Source organism: Amycolatopsis sp. NPDC005003 (genome assembly GCF_053600695.1).
Genome location: NZ_JBSGAI010000024.1, coordinates 33,913 through 49,806, shown reverse-complemented (window position 1 = coordinate 49,806; position 15,894 = coordinate 33,913). Strand labels below are relative to the sequence as shown.

Annotated in this window: 21 protein-coding genes; 15 read left to right on the top strand and 6 right to left on the bottom strand. The window is 72.2% G+C overall.

From position 1 onward, the window contains the following. Positions 1-5: 5 nt before the first annotated feature. From ACWED2_RS26355 to ACWED2_RS26345, 3 genes are all read right to left on the bottom strand, one after another. Positions 6-1,697 (bottom strand): L-lactate permease, encoded by a 1,692-nt coding sequence (locus tag ACWED2_RS26355; protein WP_449693160.1) that lies wholly within the window; start codon positions 1,695-1,697, stop codon positions 6-8. A gap of 27 nt (positions 1,698-1,724) precedes the next feature. Further along, on the bottom strand, positions 1,725-2,507 hold the full coding sequence (locus ACWED2_RS26350) for an IclR family transcriptional regulator (protein WP_449693159.1): 783 nt from the start codon (positions 2,505-2,507) through the stop codon (positions 1,725-1,727). Positions 2,508-3,198: 691 nt separating this feature from the next. Next, a complete protein-coding gene (locus tag ACWED2_RS26345; protein WP_449693158.1) occupies positions 3,199-3,765 on the bottom strand; it encodes a helix-turn-helix domain-containing protein in 567 nt (188 codons plus the stop codon). A 71-nt stretch (positions 3,766-3,836) separates the two neighbouring features. Between ACWED2_RS26345 and ACWED2_RS26340 the strand changes: the two genes are divergently transcribed. The 13 genes from ACWED2_RS26340 (at position 3,837) to ACWED2_RS26280 (ending at position 12,436) form a co-directional block, all read left to right on the top strand. Next, complete coding sequence (locus ACWED2_RS26340) at positions 3,837-4,736, top strand: NADP-dependent oxidoreductase (RefSeq protein ID WP_449693157.1); 900 nt, start codon at positions 3,837-3,839, stop codon at positions 4,734-4,736. Positions 4,737-4,828: 92 nt separating this feature from the next. Continuing rightward, a complete protein-coding gene (locus ACWED2_RS26335; RefSeq protein ID WP_449693253.1) occupies positions 4,829-6,022 on the top strand; it encodes a MurT ligase domain-containing protein in 1,194 nt (397 codons plus the stop codon). Further along, positions 6,015-6,737, top strand: a complete 723-nt coding sequence (locus ACWED2_RS26330) for a type 1 glutamine amidotransferase (RefSeq protein ID WP_449693156.1) — start codon at positions 6,015-6,017, stop codon at positions 6,735-6,737. The genes ACWED2_RS26335 and ACWED2_RS26330 overlap by 8 nt, the downstream gene beginning before the upstream one ends. A gap of 70 nt (positions 6,738-6,807) precedes the next feature. Then, entirely contained in the window at positions 6,808-8,202 is a 1,395-nt protein-coding gene (locus ACWED2_RS26325; protein ID WP_449693155.1) for a sensor histidine kinase, read from the top strand. Next, positions 8,202-8,882: a response regulator transcription factor gene (locus ACWED2_RS26320; protein ID WP_354824604.1), complete on the top strand. Its 681-nt coding sequence runs from the start codon at positions 8,202-8,204 to the stop codon at positions 8,880-8,882. The genes ACWED2_RS26325 and ACWED2_RS26320 overlap by 1 nt, the downstream gene beginning before the upstream one ends. Before the next feature lie 185 nt (positions 8,883-9,067). Continuing rightward, positions 9,068-9,397 (top strand): gas vesicle protein GvpO, encoded by a 330-nt coding sequence (locus ACWED2_RS26315; protein WP_449693154.1) that lies wholly within the window; start codon positions 9,068-9,070, stop codon positions 9,395-9,397. A gap of 16 nt (positions 9,398-9,413) precedes the next feature. Then, a complete protein-coding gene (locus tag ACWED2_RS26310; RefSeq protein ID WP_410613906.1) occupies positions 9,414-9,713 on the top strand; it encodes a gas vesicle protein in 300 nt (99 codons plus the stop codon). Further along, positions 9,710-10,444, top strand: coding sequence for a GvpL/GvpF family gas vesicle protein (locus ACWED2_RS26305; RefSeq protein WP_449693153.1), 735 nt, complete (start codon positions 9,710-9,712; stop codon positions 10,442-10,444). The genes ACWED2_RS26310 and ACWED2_RS26305 overlap by 4 nt, the downstream gene beginning before the upstream one ends. Further along, positions 10,437-10,697 carry a gas vesicle protein GvpJ gene (gvpJ, locus tag ACWED2_RS26300; RefSeq protein WP_449693152.1) on the top strand — a complete coding sequence of 87 codons (261 nt, stop codon included), beginning with the start codon at positions 10,437-10,439 and terminating at the stop codon, positions 10,695-10,697. Before ACWED2_RS26305 ends, gvpJ (ACWED2_RS26300) begins: the two co-directional genes overlap by 8 nt. Next, positions 10,694-10,951, top strand: a complete 258-nt coding sequence (locus tag ACWED2_RS26295; RefSeq protein WP_449693151.1) for a gas vesicle protein K — start codon at positions 10,694-10,696, stop codon at positions 10,949-10,951. Before gvpJ (ACWED2_RS26300) ends, ACWED2_RS26295 begins: the two co-directional genes overlap by 4 nt. Next, positions 10,948-11,274 carry a gas vesicle protein GvpJ gene (gene gvpJ / locus ACWED2_RS26290; RefSeq protein ID WP_449693150.1) on the top strand — a complete coding sequence of 109 codons (327 nt, stop codon included), beginning with the start codon at positions 10,948-10,950 and terminating at the stop codon, positions 11,272-11,274. The genes ACWED2_RS26295 and gvpJ (ACWED2_RS26290) overlap by 4 nt, the downstream gene beginning before the upstream one ends. Beyond that, positions 11,271-11,831 (top strand): GvpL/GvpF family gas vesicle protein, encoded by a 561-nt coding sequence (locus ACWED2_RS26285; protein ID WP_449693149.1) that lies wholly within the window; start codon positions 11,271-11,273, stop codon positions 11,829-11,831. Before gvpJ (ACWED2_RS26290) ends, ACWED2_RS26285 begins: the two co-directional genes overlap by 4 nt. Positions 11,832-11,905: 74 nt before the next feature. Continuing rightward, a complete protein-coding gene (locus ACWED2_RS26280) occupies positions 11,906-12,436 on the top strand; it encodes an NHL repeat-containing protein (protein WP_449693148.1) in 531 nt (176 codons plus the stop codon). On the opposite strand, the gene ACWED2_RS26275 is transcribed toward ACWED2_RS26280, so the two are convergent. Genes ACWED2_RS26275 through ACWED2_RS26265 form a run of 3 tightly spaced genes read right to left on the bottom strand, consistent with a single transcriptional unit; the run spans position 12,423 to position 13,980 of the window. Next, positions 12,423-12,824, bottom strand: a complete 402-nt coding sequence (locus tag ACWED2_RS26275; RefSeq protein WP_449693147.1) for a CoA-binding protein — start codon at positions 12,822-12,824, stop codon at positions 12,423-12,425. The two genes, ACWED2_RS26280 and ACWED2_RS26275, sit on opposite strands and share 14 nt — an antisense overlap. 23 nt (positions 12,825-12,847) lie before the next feature. Further along, entirely contained in the window at positions 12,848-13,420 is a 573-nt protein-coding gene (locus ACWED2_RS26270) for a hypothetical protein (RefSeq protein WP_449693146.1), read from the bottom strand. Positions 13,421-13,476: 56 nt separating this feature from the next. Further along, complete coding sequence (locus tag ACWED2_RS26265; protein WP_449693145.1) at positions 13,477-13,980, bottom strand: VOC family protein; 504 nt, start codon at positions 13,978-13,980, stop codon at positions 13,477-13,479. A 139-nt stretch (positions 13,981-14,119) separates the two neighbouring features. On the opposite strand from ACWED2_RS26265, the gene ACWED2_RS26260 reads away from it, so the two are divergent. Both ACWED2_RS26260 and ACWED2_RS26255 read left to right on the top strand, forming a co-directional pair. Beyond that, positions 14,120-14,926: a 2-keto-4-pentenoate hydratase gene (locus tag ACWED2_RS26260; RefSeq protein WP_449693144.1), complete on the top strand. Its 807-nt coding sequence runs from the start codon at positions 14,120-14,122 to the stop codon at positions 14,924-14,926. Beyond that, positions 14,923-15,678 (top strand): 2-keto-4-pentenoate hydratase, encoded by a 756-nt coding sequence (locus tag ACWED2_RS26255; protein ID WP_449693143.1) that lies wholly within the window; start codon positions 14,923-14,925, stop codon positions 15,676-15,678. The genes ACWED2_RS26260 and ACWED2_RS26255 overlap by 4 nt, the downstream gene beginning before the upstream one ends. Positions 15,679-15,894: the final 216 nt, after the last annotated feature.

Genomic DNA, 15,894 nt, shown 5'->3' with positions numbered 1-15,894 from the left:
CCAGCCTAGGGCGACGGGATCAGCGCCGTCAGGATCGTCGCCTGGAGGAGCGAAATCACGCCGACCACCGCGGTCAGCAGCAGCGACCACAGGAACGTCTGCCGCAGCAGCGAACCCTCCTTGCCGCTCTGCCCGATCGCCGTCGCGCCGATCGAGAGGTTCTGCGGCGAGATCATCTTGCCCATCACGCCGCCCGAGGTGTTCGTCGCGCCGGCCAGGATCGGGTTGAGGTTCAGCTGCTGCGCCGAGATCACCTGCATCGGGCCGAACAGGCTGTTCGTCGACGCGTCCGAGCCGGTGAGGAACACGCCCAGCCAGCCGATGTACGCCGAGAACAGCGGGAACACCGCGCCGGTCGTCGCCAGGGCCAGGCCCAGCGTCTGCGTCGCGCCCGAGTAGTTCATCACGAACGCGATCGCCAGGATCATGAAGATCGTCGCCAGTGCCCAGCGCATCTGGTGCAGCGTCTTCCGGTAGGTCGTCAGCAGCAGTTTCGGCCGCGCGCCCATCGCGAACCCGGCGATCACCGCCGCGATCAGCGCGACCGTGCCCGGCGAGAACAGGAAGTCGACGGTCAGCGTCGCCGCGTACGGCGCGTTCTTCGCCGTGATCGGCGGGTGCTGGACGACGTGGTTGTGCAGCCCCGGCCAGGCGAAGATCCAGTCGGCCTTGTGCAGCAGCTTCGTCAGGTCGAGCCAGGTGGGGAGGTTCTTGAAGATCGTGCCGATCCGGGACAGGAAGATCGCCAGGATCAGGATGATGTAGGGCATCCACGCGTACAGCGCGCCGCGCTCGGCCTGTGCGGCGCCGAGGCTCTTGGCGGCCGGCGCGGCCTCCTCGCCTTCGAAGCGCCACACCGTCGCGGGCTGCCAGAACCGGGTCAGGATCCACAGGGCGGCCATCGCCGTGAGCGCCGCGAGGACGTCGACCAGGCTGGCGCTGATGTAGTTGGACGCGACGAACTGCATGGCCGCGAAGGCGAGCCCGGCGGTCAGCACCGCCGGCCACACCTCGAGCATGCGCTTCCAGCCGGCCAGGACGACGACCAGGAACGCCGGGATGATCAGCGCCAGCACCGGGACCTGACGGCCGACGGCCGCCGAGAACAGCTCGGTCGCCTGCTCCTGCTTGAGGTGCATGATCGGCGCGGTCAGCCTGCCGAGCACGATCAGCGGGTTGCCCAGGCCGCCGAACGCGACCGGCGCGGTGTTCGCCAGCAGCGCGAGCACGACGGCCTTCACCGGCGGGAATCCGAGCGCGGCCATCATCGCCGCGGTGATCGCGATCGGCGACCCGCCGCCCGCGACGCCTTCGAGCAGCGCGCCGAAGCTGAACGCGATGAGCAGCGCCTGCAGCCGCCGGTCTTCGCTGAACCCGGCGAGCACGCGTTTGATGGCGTCGAACCGGCCGGTGGCGACGGTGACGTTGTGGAAGTACACGGCGTGGAAGGCGATCCACGCCACCGACCACACGCCGAACACGACGCCCATCGCCGCGGAGTCGAACGCCAGCGCGGCCGGCATCCGGTAGAGCAGCAGGGCGACGCCGAGCGCGGTGACCAGCGCGAGCGCCGCGGAAAGGTGCGCGGAGAAGCGGATCACCCCGAGCGAAACCAGCAGCACGATGATCGGGAGCGCGGCGAGCAGCGCGGAAATCCACAGCCCGCCCGCCGGCTGGTAGTCCTGGATCCAGGTCACGGTCGGCTCCTTTGCCGGGGTGGGTGCTCAGGCCGGCCGGCTCCGGACGTACCCGAGCCGCAGGGACAGGGCGGCGGCGGTCCCGGCCACGGAAGCCCCGAGTTCGTCGAGCCGGCGCAGCACGCGCGGGGCGGGCCCGGCGATGCTGATGGCGGCGATCGGCCGCCCCGAGTGGTCCCGCACGGCGGCGGCGACGCACCCGACGTCCGGCTCGTTTTCGACCTCGTCGATCGCCCAGCCGCGGCGGCTGGTCTTCGCGAGCTCGTCGAGCAGCCGGTGCGGGTCGATGATGGTCTTGAGGGTGAGGGAATCGAGCTTCATCCGCCGGATCCGTTCGAGCCGGTCGGCCTCGGGCAGCGCGGCGAGCCAGGCTTTCCCGAGCGAGGTGGCGTGCTGCGGCCGCCGCGTGCCGAGCCGGCAGGCGAGGGTGACGGCACTGGCACTGCGTTCGGTGGCGACGTAGACCATGGTGTCGTTGTCGGGAACGGCGAGGTAGGTGGTCTCCCCGGACCGTTCGGCGAGCGACGCGAGGTACCGCGGGGCGCACCGGTGCAGATCGGTCGCGGCCATCGCCCGCGCCCCGAGTTCGACGAGCCGGGTGCCGAGCCTGACCCGCCCGGTGACCTGGTCGGCCTCGAGGTACTCGAGGTTCTTCAGGGTGCCGACGATGCGGTAGGCGGCGCTGCGGGAAAGCCCCAGTTGCCGCGCGATCGCATTGGTGGAAATCTCCTGGTGCCGGCCCACGTGCTCCAGCACGGCGAGCCCGCGTTCGAGAGTTCCGCTTTGTTCAAGCCCGCGCTCCGGTCCCACGTTGCCCTCCGTTGGACGTTTTCCCGCTCAGCGGTACGCCTTTCCGCTGGCTGGGGTTGGACGGTAACACCTCCGATGAATCTTCGGTAGATCTTGGAATAACTCGCAACAATGCCGAGTAGTTGTGGATGCTAATAGGTTCAACATCCGATGGTTAAGTTTCCTACCTATGGCGGTTGCGCTGCTCTGGACGGGCGAGTTCGACGGGTTCGACCGGTGGGACGTTCATATTCGTGAATGTGCGCGCGAGTTGTCGACAGGGGTGGAGCAATGTGGACAAACCGGCTCCGGGTGGTGTTCTTTCGCTGTTGTTGTCGGTTCGTGCCGATACGCTGGAGTCCGGGGGGCGGAGCTCCGGCAAAGTCGTTGTGCAGGTCGGGTGGGGGTTCGTCGCTGGGGGCTGGGGCGGCCGAAGGTGGGGCTGTCCCGGGTCTCTTTGGCTGGCGGGCTGGTTGGTGCGGGAGGTCTGGGTCGCAGCCTGCCGCTCATGCCGGTGAGCCACCTGAAAGGGCCCTCCGACTTGCCGGAAGCCCCCCGTCGGCCGGGTGTGGTCGAGCCGCCTCGGCGGGCATGCTCATCCGGGCGAGGGGCGAGGGGCGAGGGGCGAGGGGCGAGGGGCGAGGGGCGAGGGGCGAGGGGCGAGGGGCGAGGGGCGAGGGGCGAGGGGCGAGGGGCGAGGGGCGAGTGTCGCTTACCCCCCGACGGCCGCCCGCACCTCGTCGAAGGCGCGCCGGGCGGCCTCGCCGAAGCCGAGCTCGCCGTTCCCTTCGAGCCACTGCTCGTGAGCGATCTTCATCGCCAGCGCCCCCAGTTCCGCGGCCACGCATGCGGTCAGCTCGGGCACCCCGCGCCGCCGGAGTGACTCGGTCATCGCGGCCTTCAGCGCCAGTCCCTTCAGTGCCTCGCGCTCCTGCAGTTCCGGGTGGGCGGCGATCACCGACCGCCGGAGAGCGCCCAGCTCTCGCCGTTCGGGCGTGAAGACCTCCCGGCCGACCACGTCCATCGCACAGGCCAGTGCCTCGAGCGGCGCGGCGGCTTCCGGTGCGTCGGCAATCGCCGAACCGAGCATCTCGGCCAGCCTGCTGCCCCCGAACAGCACCTCCCGCTTGTCCTGGAAGTGCCGGAAGAACGTGCTCTTCGTCAGCCCCGCCCGCGCCGCGATGTCGATCACCGTCGTGTTCTCGTAGCCGCGCTCCGCGAACAGTTCGAGGGCGGCTCGGCTCAGCCTCTCCGGTGCGTTCGGTTCCCAGCGTCCCATGCTGACACGGTACTTGGTCCCGTCGGAAGGTGTACGGTGATGAGACCAAGTCCCATCACAAGGAGGCCCCCATGAGCCGAGCCGTTGTCTACGAGAAGTTCGGTGGCCCCGAAGTGCTCGAACTGCGCGAAGTCCCCGAACCGCACGCCGGCCCGGGTGAAGTGCGGGTGCGTGTCACCGCTGCCGGGCTGAACCCGATGGACTGGGGCATCGCCCGGCGCCCCGAGGCCGCCGCGCGGTTCGGGATCAGCCTTCCCGCCGGGTTCGGGTACGACTTCGCCGGCGTGGTCGACGAAGCCGGTCCGGGCGCGAAACACGCCCTCGGCGCCCGGGTCTACGGTGGCGCGCTCGGCCGGGCCGTCGCCGACTTCGTGGTCGTCCGTGCCGAAGACCAACTCTTCCCCACCCCGGACGGCATCTCCGACGAGGTTGCGAGCACCCTCCCGGTCGCCGCGTCCTCCGCGGCCGCCGCGCTGGCCGCGATCGACCTCAGGGCCGAGGACACCGTTCTCGTCGGCGGGGCCGCCGGTGGCGTCGGCATCTTCGCCGTCCAGCTCGCCAAGCTCGCCGGCGCCACCGTGCTCGGCACCGCCTCCGAGAGCACCTTCCCGTTCCTGCGCAAGCTGGGCGCCGAACCCGTCGCCTACGGCCCCGGCCTGGCCGCCCGGGTACCGGAGATCACGGCAGCCATCGACCTCTTCGGCACGGAGACGGCCGAGGCTGCCTTGGCGCTCGGTGTCCCGCCCGAGCGGATCGCCACGATCGCCGCCGGCCCCAACCCGCCCGGCGGCGTGCGCGCCACCGGCGGCATCGACGCCGAGCCCGGCGCCGTCGAAAGGGTCGCCGGCGAGATCGCCGCCGGCCGGCTCACCGTGCCCGTCGCCGCCGTCTTCCCCGTCGAGCAGATCCGTGACGCCGTCGCGCTGCAGGCCGCGCGGCACGTCCACGGCAAGGTCGTCGTCACGCTTTAGAGACCCGCGCCACGGACTCAGGAAACTCACAGCGCCCGGCGGGCACCCTCCGGGAGGTGTCCGTCCGAAGCCCCCTCCGCACCCGCGCGTCCGTGGCCGCCGGGCGGCTGACCGCCTGGCTGTCGCGCAGCTCGGGGCTCGGCCGCGGTGGCATGATCGGCGGCCGCGTCACGCTGGCCCTCGATCCGGCGGCCCTGCGCCGCCTCGGCCGCGAACGCACCGTCGTGCTCGTCACCGGCACCAACGGCAAGACCACGACGTCACTGATGCTCACCCGCGCGCTGGAAACGCTGGCCGAGGTCGCCGCCAACAGCGACGGCGCGAACATGCCCGACGGCGTCCTCGCCGCGTTGACCGCCCGCCCGGAAGCGCCCTACGCGGTGCTCGAGGTCGACGAGACCTACGTGCCGTGGGTGGCCGACCAGGTCCGGCCCGCCGTCCTGGTGCTGCTCAACCTGAGCCGCGACCAGCTGGACCGGGTCGGCGAGGTCCGCGCCACCGAACGCGACCTGCGGGCCGCCATCGCGGACCTGCCCGGCACGGTGGTCGTCGCGAACTGCGACGACGTGCTGGTGGCGTCGGCGGCGAGCGTGGCCGCGAAGCTCGTGTGGGTGAGCACGGGCCGCCGCTGGACGGGCGACTCGACGGCGTGCCCGCGCTGCGAAGGCCGTGTCGAAACCCACGAGCGGCACTGGAGCTGCGGGTGCGGGCTCGCCCGGCCGGAGCCCGGCTGGACGCTCGACGGCGAACTCGTCGTCACCCCGGGCGGCCGCCAGGTCGACCTCGACCTGCGGCTGCCCGGCGAGGTCAACCGGGCGAACGCCGCCCTCGCGCTCGCCGCGGCGCACCGGCTCGGCGTGCCGCCGCACACCGCCGCGGCCCGGCTGCGGACCATCACCGACATCGGCGGCCGCTACCGGACGATCCGCCGGTCGCGGCACTCCGTGCGGCTGATGCTGGCGAAGAACCCGGCCGGCTGGGTGGAAACGCTGCGCGTGCTGGACGAGGACACCCCGGTCGTCGTCGCGGTCAACGCCCAGGAGGCGGACGGCCGGGACCTGTCCTGGCTGTGGGACGTGCACTTCGAGCGGCTCCGCGGGCGCCAGGTGGTCGTCACCGGCGAGCGCGGCGCCGACCTGTCCGTCCGGCTCTGCTACGCCGAAGTCGCGCACTGGGCCGAGCCGGACCCGGTCGCCGCGATCGACGCGCTCCCGCCCGGCGCCGTCGAGCTGGTCGCCAACTACACGGCGTTCCGCGACCTGGTGGGCAGGCTGCCGGGTGACTGACTCGACCATCCACATCGGACTCTTGCTGCCGGAGGTGCTCGGCACCTACGGCGACACCGGCAACGCCCAGGTGCTCGGGAAGCGGTTGCAGTGGCGCGGGTTCGACGCCGAGGTCGTCCCGGTCGGACTCGGCGAACCGGTTCCGTCCACTTTGGATCTTTACCTGCTCGGCGGCGGTGAGGACGGCGCCCAGGTGCTGGCCGCCGCGCACCTGCGCAAGTACCCGGGCCTGCGGCGGGCGGTCGCGGCCGGTGCGGTCGTCTTCGGCGTGTGCGCCGGACTGCAGGTGCTCGGCACCCGCTTCCGCGGCCTCGACGGCGTCGACCACGACGGGCTCGGCCTGCTCGATGTGACCACCGAACCCGGCGAACAGCGCGCGGTCGCCGAGCTGGTCGCGACGCCGTCCCGGCTCCTGGCCGGGGAAGCGCTGACCGGCTTCGAAAACCACCTGGGCGTCAGCAAGCTCGGCGCCGACAGCGAGCCGCTCGGGCGGGTCGTGCGCGGCACCGGCAACGGCGACGGCACCGAGGGCGCGGTGACCGACCGGGTCGTCGGCACCTACCTGCACGGCCCGGCGCTCGCCCGCAACCCCGCGCTGGCCGACCTGCTGCTGGCCTGGACGATCGGGCACCCGCTCGGCCCGTTGCGCCTGCCCGAGGTCGAGCGCCTGCGCGAGGAGCGGCTCGCCGTGCCGCGCCGCCGCCGGGGCGCGTGACCCGGTGGCGGCGAACGCCCCGGCACTGGTCCGTCCGCGCGCGGTGGTCGTTCGTGGTTACGCTGCGTTGGTGAGATTGGGCAACGTGATCGCCGCGACCGGCGTCCGGATGCGCGCCACCGCGGTGGCGGTGTTCGCGCTCGCGCTGGCCATCGCCGTCGGCGGTGTGGTCGTGGTGCTGCTGCTGGAGGAATCGCTCGACCGCAGCGTCACCGAGAGTGCCCGCAGCACCGGGCGGCAGGTCGCGATCCAGCTCGTCCGCGAGGGCGCGCGCGACCTGAGCGCGAGCGACGTCGCCAGCACCGGTGACACCGAGGCCGTCACGCAGGTGCTCGACGCGCGGGGGACGCCGATCGCGAGCGACCCGGCGATCGTCGGGCACCCGCCGCTGACCGCGGCCCGCCCGGCCGTCGGGCACGAGATCGTCGAAACCCTGCCGCTCGGGCTGAACGGCGACAACGACGACTACCGCGTCGTCTCCCAGGAGGTGAACGGCCCGGGCGGGCCGTTCACCGTGATTTCCGCGCGCTCGCTGGAACCGGTCACGGAGGCGTCGACCCGGTTGACGCTGCTGCTCGGGCTCATCGCCGTGCCGCTGCTGGCGATCGCCGGGCTCGCGGTGTACCGCGCGGTCGGCTCGGCGCTGCGGCCGGTCGAGCGGATGCGCCGGACCGTCGCGGAGATCTCGACGCGCGACCTCGCCGCGCGCGTACCGCTGCCGCCGGGCGGCGACGAGGTGCACCGCCTCGCCGTGACGCTCAACGAAATGCTGGCCAGGCTCGCCTCGGCGCAGGCCGCGCAACGCCGGTTCGTCGCGGACGCCAGCCACGAACTGCGCTCCCCGCTGTCGACGATCAGCACCGCGCTCGACGTCTCCGGGCGGCACCCGGAGAGCACCGGGGACCTGGTGCCGGTGATCGGCCGGGAAACCGCGCGGCTGCGCGAACTCGTGGACGACCTGCTCATGCTGGCCCGCACCGACGACGCGACCGACCGGCCGCAGCGCACCGAGGTCGACCTCGACGACATCGTCCGCGCCGAGGCCGAGCGGCTGCGCGGCGAGGGCACGGTGGAGGTCGAGGTCCGCGCCGGGCCGGCGAAGGTGCACGGCAGCGAGGCCCAGCTGCGGCGGGCCGTGCGCAACCTGGTCGACAACGCGCGCGGGCACGCGCGCTCGCGCATCCGGGTCAGCAGCGCGGTGCGCGGTGACCTGGCCGTCGTCGAGGTGAGCGACGACGGCCCCGGCGTCGGGCCCGCCGACCGGGAACGGATCTTCGAGCGGTTCGTCCGGCTCGACGCGTCGCGGCAGCGCGGGCACGGTGGCACCGGGCTGGGCCTGCCGATCGTGGCCGGCATCGCGGCGCGCCACGGCGGCCGGGCGTGCTACGCCGAGTCGGACGAGCCGGGCGCGCGGTTCGTGATCGAGCTGCCGGTGATCGAACTGCCGAGGGAGGACGAGGAGTAGTGCGCCTGCTGATCGTGGAGGACGAGCGCGAGTTCGCGGAGACGCTGCGGCGGGGCCTGGTGGCCGAGGGCTTCACCGCCGACGTGGCGCACACCGGTCGCGAGGGCCTCTGGCGGGCGACCGAGCACGCCTACGACGTCGTGGTGCTCGACATCATGCTGCCCGAGCTGTCCGGCTACGAGGTGCTCAAACGCCTGCGGGCGGCGGAGAACTGGACGCCGGTGCTGATGCTGACGGCCAAGGACGGCGAGTACGACGAAGCCGACGCGTTCGACCTCGGCGCCGACGACTACCTGTCCAAGCCGTTCTCCTTCGTCGTGCTCATCGCCCGGCTGCGCGCGTTGCTGCGCCGCGGCGCCCCGGCCCGGCCGGCCGTGCTGGAGGCGGGCGACCTGCGGCTCGACCCCTCGGCCCGTACCGTCCACAGGGGACAGAAGCGGATCGAGCTCACCGCGCGGGAGTTCGGGTTGCTGGAGTTCCTGCTGCGGCGGGCGGGGACGGCGCTGTCGAAGAACGAGATACTGAGCCACGTCTGGGACGCGCACTACGACGGCGACGAGAACGTCGTCGAGGTCTACATCGGCTATCTGCGGCGCAAGATCGACGCACCGTTCGGCACCCACACCATCGAGACGGTCCGCGGCGTGGGCTACCGCCTGGTGGACGTTACTCGATCGTAACCAACGCAGGCGTTTTCCGGAAATTGGTGCCGCTGGGCGTCCGCCCGCTGCGCCGTTTGCCGCCGCCGGTTGCCGCGGACCGCCTAATTGTTGCCGCGAACCGGTGAAAAATGCCGTCCCCGACTGCGCTGCGCGTGATCCTGCGTGTTGCTACCGTGGGGCACCCACCCGCGACGAGGAAAGCGATGACGGAATCGCCAGTGCCGTTGCATGCCCAAAACGAAAATACTCCGGATGCCGCCGGGAAATCCGTTTCCCGGCTCCGTGCCGTCGACGCCATTCAGGCGGCGACGGCTCAGTTCGGCATGGTGACCGGGCTGACCCCGCACGCGGTGACCGGGATCCGGAGCCGCGGCGACGGGGGCTGGTCCGTGCTCGTCGACGTCGTCGAGCTCGCGCGGATTCCGGACTCCACCAGCGTGATGGCCACCTACCGGGTGGACATCGACGCCGACGGCGAGCTCGGCGCGTGTGAGCGGCTGCGCCGGTTCACCCGGGGAGCCACTGATTCCTGAAAGGAAGGTCGACAGATTGGCCGCTTCGTCCGATTCGTTGGCGGACATTCTGGAACGCGTGCTCGACAAGGGCGTCGTCATCGCCGGTGACATCGGCGTCAGCGTTGTAAATGTCGAATTGCTGACCCTGCGGATCCGGCTGTTCATCGCGTCCGCGCAGACCGCCCGGGAAATGGGCATGGACTGGTGGACGAACGACCCGTTCTTCTCCCCGAATGCCGCGCGAGCGGAACTGGGGACGACCGATCTGGCGGCCCGCGTCGCCGAACTGGAGGCCCGGCTGCCCGTGCCGGGCGGGAGGGAAGAACCCCGGTGAGCACCGGAAACTGGCTGTGCGCGTACGCGATCACCCGCAACCGTCCGGCCGCGTTGGACATCGGCCCGGTGCCGCGGCTGATCGGCTACCGCGACCTCGGCGTGGTCGTGGCCGAGGTGGCACCGGCCCGCTTCGACCGCATCGACACGCTCGACCCGGTCGACGGCACGCTCGCCGAGCTGGCCCGCGAGCACGACGCCGTGGTGCGCGCGGTGTTCCGCAGCGAGCCGGTGCTGCCGCTGCGGTTCGGCACGGTCCTCGACGGCGAGGACGCCGCCCGCCGGCTCCTGGAAGCGGGCTACGACCAGGCGCTCGACTGCCTCGACGAGGTGGCCGGGCACCGTGAGTGGGGCGTCCGGGTGCGGCACACCGAGCCGGCGGCGACCACCCGGCCGGACGCGGCGGGCCTGACCGGGACGCAGTACCTGGTGCGCCGGCGTGAACGGCTGAAGGCGATCCAGCAGGCGCGCGAAGACGTGGCCGGCTCGGCCGGCCGGCTCCAGGAGGCGCTGCGGCGGCAGGCGGCGGACAGCGTGGAGCGCGCACGGCCGCACGGGGTGCTGATGAACACGGCGTACCTGGTGGAGACGGGCCGCGAAGCGACGTTCCACGCGGAGGTCGAGTGGTTCGCCCGCGAGCTGAGCGCGGCCGGGGCCACGGTGGAGACGTCGGGGCCGTGGCCGCCGTATTCGTTCACCGACCTCGAGCTCGGAGCGGCGGCGAATGGCTGACGCGGATCTGCGGGTGCCCGCGGTCGACGATCTCCTCGCGAGTGCCGGCGCGCCGCGCCGCGACGACCTGCTCGCCGAGGTCTTCACACCGTCCGGCACCAACGCCGCCGAGGCCATCGTCGATCTGCTCGACCGGGTCGTGCACCGCGGCGCCGTCGTCACCGGCGACGTGATCATCTCCCTCGCCGGCATCGACCTCGTGCGGCTCGATCTCCGGCTGCTGCTGCTCGGGATCGAAGGGACGCCCGGATGACCGAGCGGATCGCCGCCGACGCCGGCCGCGGGCTCGGCCACCTGGTCGTCACCGTGCTCGACGTCCTCAAGGAGGTGCTCGAGCGGCAGGCGCTGCGGCGGCTCGACGCCGGCACCCTCACGCCGGACCAGGTCGAAGCGCTCGGCCAGGCCCTCATCGCGCTGGAGCTGCGGTTCGCCGAGATCCGCGCCGCCCTCGACGACATCCCAGCCGAAATCCCTGCCGAAATCCCCGCGACCGAAGGAGTGAAGTGACCAGACCGGGACAGACCGGTGGCACCCTCACCGACACCCTCAACGTCCTGCTGGACAAGGGACTCGTCATCGACGCCACGGTGAAGGTGTCCCTGATCGGGATCGAACTGCTGTCGATCGAGGCCAGGGTCGTGATCGCCAGCGTCGACACCTACATCCGCTACCTCGAAGCGATGCAGCGGGTGAACGCGCAGGCGCAGCAGCCCAACCCCGGGCAGGTCTCCATCGGGCTCGACCAGACCGTCGGGCTGATCCCGCCCCCGCCACCGACACCAGCCGTCGCCGTCCCGGTGGAGCCCGCCATCCCCGTCGAACAGAAGTGACGCTGCAGCTCTACGGCGTCGTGCGGGCCGGGCACCCGCGAGCGCCGCGGACGGTGTGCTGGGAAGACCTGGCGATGGTCGTGGGTGACCCCGAGCCCGACCCGGCCGCGCACCTGGCGGTGGTGTCCGCGCTGGTCGAAGGCGGCCCGGTGCTGCCGGTCCGGTTCGGCACCGTGGCCGAGGACGAAGACACCGTCCGCACCGAGGTGCTCGCCCCGGCCGCCGACACCTACCGCGCCGACCTCGACCGGCTCGACGGCCTGGCCGAGGTGCACGTCTGCCTGCGGTTCACCGAACCCGGGTCGGCGTGGCGGGCGGCCCGCTCGGACGTCCTGCTGTCCCGGGTCGCCGAACGGGCCCGCGACTCCGTGGCGCTGCCGGCCGGCGAGAGCGCCGACGAGCGGTGGGCGTTCCTGGTCGGGCTGGGCGACCTGCTCGTCGTCCGGGACACCGTCGCCGGGCTCGCGCGCGACGGCGGCGTCCAGGCCGACTGGGTCGGCCCGCTGCCCGCGTACAGCTTCCTCGACCGGCGGACGTGCTCCCGCTGGAGCTGGTGAGCGGAGGCGGAACAGTCGCTGAACACTCGTCCGGGCGCTGGCCGCCGTGGCTCGCGGCCGGTGATCCTGATGCCGTGACCAGCAGTGAAGTCGCGGCGCTCCCGCGGGCCTTCGGCGGACCCGGCGCCGGGCCCGGGCAGTTCCGCGCGCCGTCCGGGATCGCCGTCGACGCGCGCGGGCGGGTGTGGGTGGCCGACACCGGCAACGACCGGGTCCAGGCGTTCACCCGCGACGGCGCGCTCGTGCGCGTCCTGGCCGGGCGGCTCAAGGCGCCGGAAGGGGTGGCGGTCGACGCGGCGGGCAACGTCTACGTCGCCGACACCGGCAACCGCCGTGTGGTGCAGTTTTCGTGGCAGGGCGCGTTCGTGCGCGAGTTCGACGGCCTCACCCGGCCCCGCGCGGTCGCGCTGGACGACGCCGGGCGGCTGCTGGTCGACGACACCGGGCGCATCGCCCGGTTCGACACGCGCACGGGCGCCGCGCTGGCCGACACGGCCGAGCCGATCAGCTCACCGCGGGACGTGGCCGACGACGGCGCGGGCGGCGTCTGGGTCGCCGAGCCGGGCAACCACCGGATCGTCCACTTCGGAGCTAGTTCTTCGTGATCGAGGCGGTCGCGCGGACGACGGCGGTGCAGCGGTTCTCGACGTACTCGAGCCCGCCTTCTTCGGCGATGCGGCGCGCTTCGGCGGAGACGATGCCCTGCTGCAGCCACAGCGCCTTGGCGCCGATCTCGACGGCGTCCCGGGCGATGCCCGGCGCTTCGGGCGACGGCCGGAAGACGTCGACGAGGTCCACCGGCTCCGGGATGTCCTTCAGCGACCGGTACACCTTTTCGCCGAGCAACTCGGTCGCGGTCGGGTGCACCGGGATGATCCGGAAGCCGTGGGCCTGCAGGACCGCCGGGACGCCGTGCGCGGCCTTGGCCGGGTCGCGGCTCAGGCCCACGACGGCGACGGTCTTCGCGCCGGCGAGGATTTCCTCTGGAGTCATACCGGTTGAACGTTTCGCGCGGGTCAAAGCTTCCAGAGCCGCAGGCCGCGCACGCGGTAGACCGGCCAGAGGACGTGCCACGGCTTCCGGTGGGCGAAGGTCGCGGCGCAGGTCAGGATGTTGCGGGCGGACGTCGTCGTGACCTCGTGGCGGTCGGGCCAGATCGCGCCCTTGGCGCCGACGGCGATCCGGAACACCGTCAACAGGCCGCGGCCCTGCAGGTCGTACTTCGCGCCGGTGTCCCCGGAGCCGGGGGCCAGCTCGGCGATTTCGGCGCCGAAGGCGCGGGCCGCCTGCGGTGCCACCTCGGCGGGCACCGCGCCGACACTGCGGGTGATCGCCTTGCCGTGCATGCGCCGCGCATAGCGGAACAGCAGCGCGCGCTCCCACCACGGCAGCAGCCGGTGGTGCGCGAGGAGGGCGGCGCACTCGCCGTGCCCGATCGCGAAGATGCTCGTGAGCTCGTCGTAGGCGCCGTTCGTGTTCGGCTCGTTCAGGTGCAGCCGTACCTCGAACCGGGTGCGCGCGGTGAGTTCGTCGAGCAGCTCGCGGTGATCGAGCCGCGCCTTCGCGCGGGAGAGCGACCAGTCGGACATCGGACCTCCATGCGTCGCGCACAGGCTAATTGGCGCGCGACGCCCGGACCACGCTTTCAGCCGATCTTCTCGCCGTACATCTCGCCGAGCGGGTCGGAGATCAGCTCGACCCGGGCACCGTCCGGATCGGACAGGTAGATCGAGGTCTTGCTCTCCAGCAGGTACTTCACGCCGGCTTCGTCGAGCTTGTCCTTGATGGCGCTCCACCGTTCGGGCGGCACCGACAGCGCCAGGTGGTGCAGTCCACCGAGGACTTCCGCGTACGGGCCGAGGTCCAGGCCGGGCAGGTCGAAGAAGGCGACCGCGTTGCCGTTGCCGACGTCGAAGAAGAAGTGGCTGGAGCCGGGGTAGTCGCGGTTCTCGATCAGCTCGGTGAGCGGGAAGCCGAGGATGTCCTGGTAGAACTCGATGGTCCGCTCGACGTCGCTGGAGATCAGCGCGGTGTGGTGGATGCCGCGGCCGTTCGTCGCCGGGCGTTCGGCGGCCGGGCGCAGGTGGCGCTCGCGCAGCGCCTCGCGGGCTTCGGCGAGCTTGGTGACCTCGGCGGGGGTCGGTGCCATGTCCCTCACGTCCCTTCCTGGTGGTGCACTCCACGCTACGCCGGATTTATCTCGCGCGCAAGAGGTTGCTTGGCGAGAGTTCCGTTGGGCGGAACATCTTCGCTTGTGTGCGGTCGCCGCGCACGGCAGAGTCCCGGAGGTGGATGTCACCAAGGTGCAGGAGGCCGCGTCGGTGCTGGCGCGGGCTTATGCCACGCGCGAGCCGATCGAGCCGCTGATCAAGACGTACCCGGACGCGGGCGTCGAGGACGCCTACCGGATCCAGCAGGAGCAGGTGCGGCAGTGGGTCGAGGGCGGCGACGCCGTCCGCGGGCACAAGGTCGGCCTCGCGTCGGCGGCGATGCAGCGGCAGATGGGTGTCGACCAGCCCGACTACGGGCACCTCACCGGCAGCATGTTCCACCTGGAGCACCAGCCGATCCCGACGTCGGCGTTCCTGCAGCCGCGGATCGAGCCGGAGATCGCGTTCGTGCTCGGCTCGGCCCTGCGCGGCCCTGGTGTGACGGTCGCCGACGCGGTCCGCGCGGTCGACTTCGTGCTGCCGTCGCTGGAGATCGTCGACTCCCGCATCCAGGACTGGAAGATCTCCCTGTTCGACACGATCGCGGACAACGCTTCCTCGGGTGGCGTGGTGCTGGGCAGCAGCCCGACGTCGCTTTCGGCCGCGGACCTGCGGCTCGCGGGGTGTGTGCTGTACCAGAACGGTTCGGTGGCCGCGACGGGCGCGGGCGGCGCGGTGCTCGGCTCGCCGTTGAATTCGCTGGTGTGGCTGGCGAACACGGTGGGGCCGCTGGGCGTCACCCTGGAACCCGGCCACGTCGTGCTGCCGGGGTCGATGACCCGGGCGATCCCGGTGTCGCCCGGCGACACGATCGTCACCACGATCGCCGGGATCGGCAGCGTCACGGCGGTCTTCGCTCCTGCGTCTTCTCCGGAGGAATCGTGAACGTGCGTGAGGCGGCCGCTGCGCTGCTGGGGACGGTTTCGGAGCGCGCGCCGCTCTCGGCCGACTGGCCGGACCTCGACGTCGACACGGCGTACGCGATCCAGGACGAGGCCTTGCGGCAGCGCCGGGCCCGCGGCGAGACGGTGATCGGGGTGAAGCTGGGCCTGACGTCCCGGGCCAAGCAGGAGCGGATGGGCATCGACGCGCCGCTGCTGGCCTGGCTGACCGACGCGATGGTGCTGCCGGCGGGCGTGCCGGTGCCCTCGCTGATCCACCCGCGCGCGGAGCCGGAGCTGGTGTTCGTGCTGGGCCGCCGCTTGGCGGGCCCGGGCGTGACGGCGGCAACGGCGCTGGCCGCGGTCGACCGCGTGTACGGCGGCATCGAGGTCATCGACAGCCGGTACGCGGACTACCGGTTCACGCTGCCGGACGCGATCGCGGACAACGGATCGTCGGCGTACTTCAGCGTCGGCCCGGTGGGGCTCCCGCCTGCTTCGCTGGATTTGTCGCTGGAGGCGGCCCTGCTGGAGGTGGACGGCCAGATAGTCGACACGGCCACGGGAGCGGCGGTCCAAGGCCACCCTGCGGAGGCCCTCGCCTTGGCGGCGAACGCCCTTTCGGCCCGGGGCTTGGCTTTGGAGCCGGGCTGGCTGGTCCTGACCGGCGGCATGACGGACGCGGTCCCCGTCCGCCGAGGCTCCCGCATCGCCGCCCACTTCTCCCACCTCGGCTCACTGACCCTCGCCACCTGAGCCGTGCCGCCCCGCCGGCCCCGCGAGATGCCCGCCCAATCACGCAAGATGCCCCTCCAGACACGCGAGATCCGCCCCTGATCACGCGAGTTCCGCGCCCAGTCACGCGAGTGGCGTGAACCCCCGGGCAGGCGAACTCGCGTACCTGGAGGGTCGGTCCACGTACCTGGAGGGTCGGTTCGCGTACTCGGAAGGTCGGCCGGGCGAGCCGACCGC